Annotated in this window: 9 protein-coding genes and 1 tRNA gene; 3 read left to right on the plus strand and 7 right to left on the minus strand. The window is 67.9% G+C overall.

Translation table 11 applies throughout. From position 1 onward, the window contains the following. Positions 1-32: 32 nt before the first annotated feature. The gene (locus ACWELQ_RS31665; protein ID WP_452400703.1) at positions 33-854 is read right to left on the minus strand and encodes a hypothetical protein; all 822 of its coding nucleotides are present in this window, start codon (positions 852-854) and stop codon (positions 33-35) included. A gap of 391 nt (positions 855-1245) precedes the next feature. Between ACWELQ_RS31665 and ACWELQ_RS31670 the strand changes: the two genes are divergently transcribed. Both ACWELQ_RS31670 and ACWELQ_RS31675 read left to right on the plus strand, forming a co-directional pair. After that, positions 1246-1319: transfer RNA gene (locus ACWELQ_RS31670), tRNA-Arg, on the plus strand. A gap of 31 nt (positions 1320-1350) precedes the next feature. Next, on the plus strand, positions 1351-1734 hold the full coding sequence (locus ACWELQ_RS31675) for a DUF4913 domain-containing protein (protein ID WP_452400704.1): 384 nt from the start codon (positions 1351-1353) through the stop codon (positions 1732-1734). Positions 1735-1773: 39 nt separating this feature from the next. Here ACWELQ_RS31675 and ACWELQ_RS31680 read toward each other — a convergent pair whose 3' ends face one another. Beyond that, positions 1774-2499: a TetR/AcrR family transcriptional regulator gene (locus ACWELQ_RS31680; protein WP_452400705.1), complete on the minus strand. Its 726-nt coding sequence runs from the start codon at positions 2497-2499 to the stop codon at positions 1774-1776. A gap of 95 nt (positions 2500-2594) precedes the next feature. On the opposite strand from ACWELQ_RS31680, the gene ACWELQ_RS31685 reads away from it, so the two are divergent. After that, positions 2595-3719, plus strand: coding sequence for an FAD-dependent oxidoreductase (locus ACWELQ_RS31685; protein WP_452400706.1), 1125 nt, complete (start codon positions 2595-2597; stop codon positions 3717-3719). A gap of 18 nt (positions 3720-3737) precedes the next feature. Here ACWELQ_RS31685 and ACWELQ_RS31690 read toward each other — a convergent pair whose 3' ends face one another. The 5 genes from ACWELQ_RS31690 to ACWELQ_RS31710 form a co-directional block, all read right to left on the minus strand. Further along, positions 3738-4655: an SGNH/GDSL hydrolase family protein gene (locus tag ACWELQ_RS31690; RefSeq protein ID WP_452400707.1), complete on the minus strand. Its 918-nt coding sequence runs from the start codon at positions 4653-4655 to the stop codon at positions 3738-3740. A gap of 38 nt (positions 4656-4693) precedes the next feature. After that, on the minus strand, positions 4694-6295 hold the full coding sequence (locus ACWELQ_RS31695; protein ID WP_452400708.1) for a GMC family oxidoreductase: 1602 nt from the start codon (positions 6293-6295) through the stop codon (positions 4694-4696). 121 nt (positions 6296-6416) lie between these two features. Continuing rightward, positions 6417-6764, minus strand: coding sequence for a DoxX family protein (locus tag ACWELQ_RS31700; protein ID WP_452400709.1), 348 nt, complete (start codon positions 6762-6764; stop codon positions 6417-6419). A 29-nt stretch (positions 6765-6793) separates the two neighbouring features. Then, positions 6794-7087, minus strand: a complete 294-nt coding sequence (locus ACWELQ_RS31705; protein WP_452400710.1) for a hypothetical protein — start codon at positions 7085-7087, stop codon at positions 6794-6796. 130 nt (positions 7088-7217) lie between these two features. Continuing rightward, a partial coding sequence (locus ACWELQ_RS31710) for an ATP-binding protein (RefSeq protein WP_452400711.1) occupies positions 7218-7565 on the minus strand: 348 nt, incomplete at its 5' end.

A 7565-nucleotide genomic window follows, 5' to 3' on the forward strand; every position in this document is an offset into this window, starting at 1 on the left:
GACCGACTGGATCTGCGTTCGCAGACGGGCGTTCATGGACTCGATTGCTCGCGGGCACGTTCGACGCGGCGTTCGACGCCGTCCAAGTGTTTCTCCGCGCGTTGTAGGGCCTCGCGCGCGGAACGCTCGGTAGCCGCCGCGAATCGGTGGCGGTGTTCGGCTTCGGACAGTTCGGTGCGCAGGGCTTCGATACGAGCGTCGAGGTCGGTGAGATCGGCGGCCGCGGTGTCGTGGTCGGATCGGGCGGAAGTGACCGCCGCGCGGGCGGATTCGACTTCGGCGAGCATTTCCTCGAGCTCGGCGCGGTCCGCGGTGGGATCGGTTGTCGTCGAGCGTGTTTCGACACTTCGGCGACTGCTGCCGGGAACGGCGGTCAGTGCGGCGGGACCGAATCCCTCGTACGTGGCCGCGGCGGTGAGGGTTCCGTTGCGCAGCTCCTCGGCGACCGACTGATCCGCCAGCGCCGCTTGCAGGCTCGTGCCGATATCACGCAGCACGGCTTCGGTCAGCTTCTGCCCCCGTCCCGCGGCCAACTCGGCGGCCTTGCGGGTAACGGCGTTCACGACTTTCTGCCGCTGTGTAGTGAGAGCCCGCAGCTGCTCGGCCGACAGCCGCCGCTGCGCCTCCCGTAGAGCATCCCCCACCTCCAACAGCGCGCGAACCTCATCACTCGCCTCACGAGACAACAGATTCAACGCCCACGCGGCCACCGTCGGACGCCGAAGCCGCCCGATCGCAGCCGCCAACTCCTTATCCCCGCCATCCCGCGCCTGCCGCACCCGCTCGGTGCGCGCAGCAATGAACTCCCCGGGCGGAAGCCCATAAAGCTCAGCCACAACCTCCTCGAGCGTCATGCCACCCAACCCTACGTGCACACCCCCCACATCCCCCGCAAGCCGCCACCCTCAGCAATCCGCCACCACTTCAAGATCAGCACTCGTTCGAAAATGGGTTTACCGCTTGGGAATCGCGCTGCTACCTTGACTGTGAGACATGGCCACGACGACAGGAAGGCGGCCCCGCGACAATGTGTAAGCAGCAGTTCACTCTCGGCCGACGCCGCTTCCTTCGCGTATGCGCCGACGCACGGAGCTGCCACTGAGGTCTCGATCATCGCAGACCATTCAGGGCCGCTTCCCAGCATTCACGGGAGCGGCCTTCCTCATTCTTCGGCTTTTCCAACCATCCTGCTCCGCGCCCCTCACTGCCGAGGCGATGTCGATGAGGACATCCGCGCGGAGCCCTGTGCCCGTAGCTCAACTGGACAGAGCGTCTCCCTACGAAGGAGAAGGCTGGAGGTTCGATTCCTCCCGGGCATACCGCAAGCCACCACGAGACGCCGAATCTCTTGTGGCCGAGTATCTTCAAGAGTTTGTGGACGCAAGAAAGCCGCCGGCGGTGTTCGGATCCGTGGTCGAGTTCGTGGAGAACTACCTCAGCCTTGTCTACCGGCGCGAAACCGGGAACGGGCGGCGCGTGTGGTGCCCGCGGTGGTGGGCACACTCCGAGGCGGTGGCACGCCTCGATGCCATGTGGCGGACGTGGGAGCACTACCGGCTCGACGGCAATGCCGGGTTGAGCGTGTGGTTTCTCGACCATGCGGATCCACATATGGCTGTGCTGTTCGATCCGAACGGGCCGTTCCAATACTGCTCCGTCGCTTCCGGACACTCCGACGAACTGCTGCCATTGCGGCTGATCGAGGCGCCGCCCGGCCTATTCGAATCACCCTGAGACCGCCGCGGCGAATCAGATCGCGGTGTCAATCCCCGGTCAGCGCGCGGCAGTCGGCAGGTTGTCCATGAGCAGGCCGAGGGCGAAGTCGAAGCGGTCGGGTCCGGTGCCGGAGATCAGTTCGGCGGCATGGCGTTTGGTCTGCGGGAAGCGATCGGCGGGCAGTGCGGTGAAGCGGTCGAGCAGTTCCTCGTGGCTGAGCACCCAATCCTGATCCTGGCTGCCACGTCGCCGCTGGACCAGGGACTGTTCCAGTGCGTACGCACTGACATAGAGGGACATCGCATCGCGGGCCCATCCGGCCGATTTCGGTTCGACGCCGCCCGCGAGCAGGATCGCCAGGATCCCCTCCCCCACGCGCAGCGTTTCCAGATTGGTCGACACCATGGCCAGCGCGGCGCGCGAAATACCCGGATACCTCAGGTACAGGTCGCGGATCTGCGTGTAGACCCCGAGCAGCTGTTCCCGCCAGGCGTCCGGATCCGGTTCGGGGAGCACGACTTCGGCATACAGCCTGCCGATCAGCAGCTCGTCGATGTCGTCCTTGTTCACGATGTGCGCGTACAGCGAGGACGGACCGGTCCCGAGCAGGGCGGCGACCCGGCGGATGGTCAGCGCGTCATACCCCTCGGTGGCGACGACCTCCAAGGCGGCGTCGGTGATCCGCTCGACGGTGATCGGCTGCTTGCGCGGCGTCGGCGCGGTGGCCTCGGCGGCGGGCTGGGCGTGGCGGGCGGCGCGGCGTTGACGGGGATCGGCGGGCATGACGGCCACTATAGCTTGACACGAACAATGTTCGTCACGTAGAACTTAGTTCGTCAGAACGAACTTAGTTCGTGTCGATGTCCAGGAGGTGCGTCATGCGAGTTTCCGTCGTCGGAGCAGGGCTCGGAGGTCTGGCTCTCGCGCAGGGTCTGCGCGGTGCCGGGATCGAGGCCGCGGTGTTCGAGCGCGATCCGGGCATCGTGGCCCGGTTCCAGGGCTACCGGCTCGTCCTGAACCCGATCGGTTTCCAGGCGGTCCGCGACTGCCTGCCGACCCGCTGGCATCCGCTACTGGACGAGATCGTCATGGACGCCACCGCCGAACAGCTGATCCTGGACCCGCAGCTCAACGAGATCGGCAGGCTCGGCGCGGGCCGCACCGGCATCGTGGTCGACCGCCAGGTGCTGCGGCACCTCCTGCTGACCGATCTCACCGTCCACACCGATGCCGCCCTCACCGGCTACGACCTGCTGGACGACGGCCGGGTCCGAGCCCGCTTCGCCCACCGCGACTCGGCCACCGCCGACCTGCTCGCCGGCGCGGACGGCGTCACCTCCGCGGTCCGCGGCGTGCTGTCGCCGCAGACCCTGCCGACCGACACGGGCGTCCGATTCGTCATCGGCCGCACCCCGCTGACCGCCGAATTCGACGGCCTGTCCAAGGCTTTCGGCTCGAAGATCGCGGGCGACGGCGTCAGCCTGCTGCTCGGCGCGATGCGCTTCCGCACCCCGCCCAAGCAGGCCGCCGAACAACTGGCCCCCGAAGTCACGCTGCCCGACATCGGCGACTACGTGCGCTGGGCCATGATCCTCCCGCCGAACGGCTCGCTCGAGGATCTGACCGCGCAGGACGCCGTGCTCTCCCGAATGCGAGGCTGGCACCCGCAGTTACGCGCCCTGATCGAGCAGGCCGACCCGGACAACAGCACCCTGCTGTCCATCCGCGTGGTCGAGCCCGGCGCGCGCTGGACCCCCGGCCCGGTCACCCTGCTCGGCGACGCCATCCACGCCACCTCCCCCACCGGCGGCAACGGCGCCAACACCGCCCTGCGCGACGCGGATCTGTTGCGCCGCAGCCTGATCGAAGCAGATCAGGGCCGCCGGGACCTGCTCGACGCCGTCACCGACTACGAGAACCAGATGTTCGACTACGGCGCCGAAGCCGTGCGCAGCAGTCTCGAGAAGCTGCCCGCCTTCGCCCCCGAAGCGAAACTGTCCTGACGCCGGATCCTCCGAGGATCACCGCCGCGCGATCCAGTCCTGCACAGCGGCGGCGAGCATCGAATCGCCGCGGGCGTTGGGGTGCCAGGGGAAACCGAGAACTTCGGTGGCCGGGTCGAAGACGCCGTCGACCCACGGGTCCGGAGTGCAGGCGCCATGTCCGGCGCTGACCGCCCGGGCATCCAGGAAATCAGCGTCGAGCTGGGCGGCGGCCCCGCGCTGCGCGGTGTCGAGCCGGTCCAGGAATGCGGTGATCGCACCGGCGCGGGGCTGGATCACCTCCAGGCCGAGGACGCTCGTGCAGGCGGAATCGCCACCGGGAGAGTGGATTTCCGGGTAGCCGACGAAGACGATCCGCGCGTTCGGGGCGTAGTAGCGCAGGTAGACGATCGCCTGCCGGACGCGGTCGGCATAGGCCGCCGCAGTAATGGTCTCCGGGTCGGGGGTGCGGCCCTGCGCCGCGGCCTCCGGTCCGCAACCGTCGATCAGGTCGGTCAGGCACGGCACGGCATGCGAAAGGGCGACCGGATTGTCGGTACCCCAGGCATCGTTCATGCCGAGCTGGATCGTCACGGTCCGGGTATCGGGACCGAGCGCACCATCGGACATGGCCCGTTTCACCTGGTGGGCCAGGGTCCAGCCGGAGGTGTCGAGGGTGGCGCCCTGACACGAGTTGTCCTCGACATCGTCGGCCGCCAGGCCGAGTCGCTGCGTCAGCTGTGTCGGCCAGGAGGTGGGCACGTGCTTGCAGACGGTATCGCCGCCCTTGTCGATCAGGTCCAGGATTCCCGCGTTGGCCGAGTAGGAATCACCCAGTACCACAAGGGTTTTACCGCCGGTGGCGGCCGTAGCGACCGGCGCCATCGCCGCGAGCATCGCGGCGGTGCCGCAGACCGTCGACGCCGCGAACCACCGCAACCGGGCCGAACTCTTCACGTGTCTTGTACTCCTCATGGATCCGATTCGAACGGCGGTCAGCCCAGGATGAGGGAGGCGGCGTGCTCGCCGATCATCATGGTGGCGGCGTTGGTATTGCCGCCGACGATGCTGGGCATGATGGAAGCGTCGGCCACCCGGAGGGCCTCGATGCCCCGGACTCGCAGGGTGGGGTCGACGACCGCGCGGGCATCGACGCCCATGCGGCAGGTGCCGACGGGGTGGTAGACGGTGGTGGCGCGATTGGGGACCTCGGCGGCGAGGTCGGCACGGGTGGAGTACTGCGGACCGGGAGCGATCTCGGTGTCGACGGCCGGGCCGATCGACTTGGCGGCCATGACTTCCCGGGTCAACTCCATGCCGTGTACCAGGGTGTCGAGGTCGTTCTGTTCGGCGAGATAGTTGGGGTCGATGGCGGGGGCGGCGGTGGGGTCGGCGGAGGTGAGGCGCACGGTACCGCGGCTGCGCGGATAGATCATCGTCACCAGGACCGTCAGTGAGCGGCGCGGGTCCGGGACGTGGCGGATGGGGGCGTCCTGGTTCGGGCCGGGGTAACCCCACGGCAGGACGTGCAGCTGCAGGTCGGGGGCTTCACCGCCGTAAGGAGTGCGCAGGAACGCGACCGCCTCGAAGACACTGCGGGCCAGCCAGGTGCTGTTGTTGCGCAGCGACTCTCGCACGAAAGCGCGGGCGAAATAGCCCGGCGCGGAACGGCGCACCGCGGTCGGCATGGCGAAGGACATCGGGACGAACAGGTGGTCGTGCAGGTTGTCGCCCACCGGGAGGTCGGCGGCCACGTCGATGCCGAAGGCCCGCAGGTGATCGGCCGGTCCGATGCCGGAGAGCATGAGCAGTTGCGGCGAGCCGAATGCGCCTGCGCTGACCACGATTTCGCGGTCCGCGTGCAGCACCTCGAGACCGCCTTCAACGGTCCGGTACTCGACCCCGGTCGCCCGGCCGTTCTCGATCACGATTCGCGTGACCTGCGTATTCGGCAGCACCGTCAGGTTTTTCGGCCGGTCGTCGAGATAGCCGACCGAGGTGCTGTAGCGGAGACCATTGCTGTTGCTCTGCTGCAGGATCGAGATACCGTCCTGCTCGGCGCCGTTGTAGTCGGGATTGAGCGGCAGGTCGACGGTGTCGGTGAACGCCCGCATGAACGCCTCGGAGGCGGGCGTGAGATCGCGGGCGCGGATCACCTTGATCGGGCCGGTGTCGCCGCGGAAGTCACTCGCGCCGTCCTCGAAGGACTCGAACTTCTTGAAGCTGGGCAACACATCCCGATACGCCCAGCCGTCATTGCCCTCGGCGGCCCAGTCGTCGAAGTTGCGGCGGTTGCCGCGCACGAACACCATGCCGTTGACCGAACTCGAACCGCCGACCACCTTGCCGTGCGTCTGCGGGATGGCGCGGCCCAGGGCGTGCTTCTGCTCGACGGTGTAGTGGCCCCAGTCGATGCGCTGCTTCAACTGGGGCACACTGTGCATCGGCCCGATCATGCCGGGCTTGCGGACCAGTCGACCCTTGTCGGTCCGGCCCGCCTCGAACAGTGTCACGGTCGCGCCGGAATCGGCCAGTCGCCGGGCGATGATGGCCCCGGCGCTCCCGGACCCGATGATGATGTAATCCGTCGATGCCATGACCAGTCCCTTCCGCCCACGCCGGCTCCGCCGCGAGTCGCCGACGGAACTGGAACGTGTTGCGAAAATACTCGAAACCGGACGCGGACGAACCCGTTTCGGGCCACCCGACCCGCAGGATTCACCTGGCGAGTTGCAGGGCCACCGTCGCGGCCGCCGGAACCAGGTAGAGCACTGGGAAAATGGCCGACCCGGCATGCCCCGCCCGGATGGACGTGGCGGACGCGCCGAGGAAGTACAGCACCAGGCAGATCGCGGCCGCGACGCCGACGACGGGGACGAAGAACCCGGCGATCAGGCCCAGCGCGCCCGCGGTCTTGGCCGTCGCCAGCCAGTTCCACCAGGACTTGGGGACGCCGTACTGCTCGAGCGGCTCGACCACGAACTGCTTCTCGGTGAACAGGGAGAAGCCGGAGAATCCGATCCACAGGGCCGCGACGATTCCGACGACGTGATAGGCGATGTTCATGAGGGTCATCCTTCGAAAGTGGTTGGGTGTCAGGGACGTTCGTCGATGATTTCGCCGGTCAGGGCGGAGGCGTCCAGCATCAGCGCCTCGGTGGCCCCGACGAGCGGGACGCCCTGTGCGGCGGTGAGGGCGGCGAGCATGTGCTCGGCGCGATCCCAGCGCCAGGCATCGAGGTAGGTGCCGTCCTCGAGGCGGGTGAGACGGGTGCCGGTCAGGCCCGGATTGGCCAGGCGGAGGCCGTCGATGAGGGTGCTGCGCTGGGTCAGCAGGGTGTCGAGATCGGCGCGGGCCACTCGAAATCTGTGCAGCCGGACCACGGCCATATGTCCTCGTTCCTTCGTTCTTGTCGGGCGAACGAGAACAAGACTCACATCGGCGCGGGGCGCGTTGTAGTGCGTGCGGCACCGATCGCGCATGCGTCCGGCAGGGCCCGGACCGTGCAGAATGCACGGGTCAGAAGGGAAGCGCGGCCTCCAGCCGGAATTCGCCGTCACCGATCGAGGTCGTGAAGGAGCCACCGGCGTCGAGCACGCGGGCCCGCATATTGCGCAGGCCCTGCCCGCCGCCACCCGGCTCGGCCGCGCTCACACCGTCGTTGTGAATATCGAGCCGCACCTGACGATTTCGGCTCCGGCACCGGATCTCGACGCGGGTCGCGCTGCTGTGCCGCAGCACATTGGTGACCGCCTCCCGCACGACCGGGGCGAGCACCCGATCGGCCCGCTCCGGCAACTCGTCGTCACAGTCGATGCTGACGCTGGCGATGGCGGCGGTGAGTACGGCTGCGGCCGAATCGAATTC

This window comes from Nocardia sp. NPDC004722 (genome assembly GCF_053601505.1).

Coding starts and splice junctions, on each gene's coding strand:
- ACWELQ_RS31665 (WP_452400703.1), bottom strand. CDS start 854: ATGACGCTCGAGGAGGTTGTGGCTGAGCTTTATGGGCTTCCGCCCGGG.
- ACWELQ_RS31695 (WP_452400708.1), bottom strand. CDS start 6,295: ATGGCATCGACGGATTACATCATCATCGGGTCCGGGAGCGCCGGGGCC.
- ACWELQ_RS31685 (WP_452400706.1), top strand. CDS start 2,595: ATGCGAGTTTCCGTCGTCGGAGCAGGGCTCGGAGGTCTGGCTCTCGCG.
- ACWELQ_RS31680 (WP_452400705.1), bottom strand. CDS start 2,499: ATGCCCGCCGATCCCCGTCAACGCCGCGCCGCCCGCCACGCCCAGCCC.
- ACWELQ_RS31700 (WP_452400709.1), bottom strand. CDS start 6,764: ATGAACATCGCCTATCACGTCGTCGGAATCGTCGCGGCCCTGTGGATC.
- ACWELQ_RS31705 (WP_452400710.1), bottom strand. CDS start 7,087: ATGGCCGTGGTCCGGCTGCACAGATTTCGAGTGGCCCGCGCCGATCTC.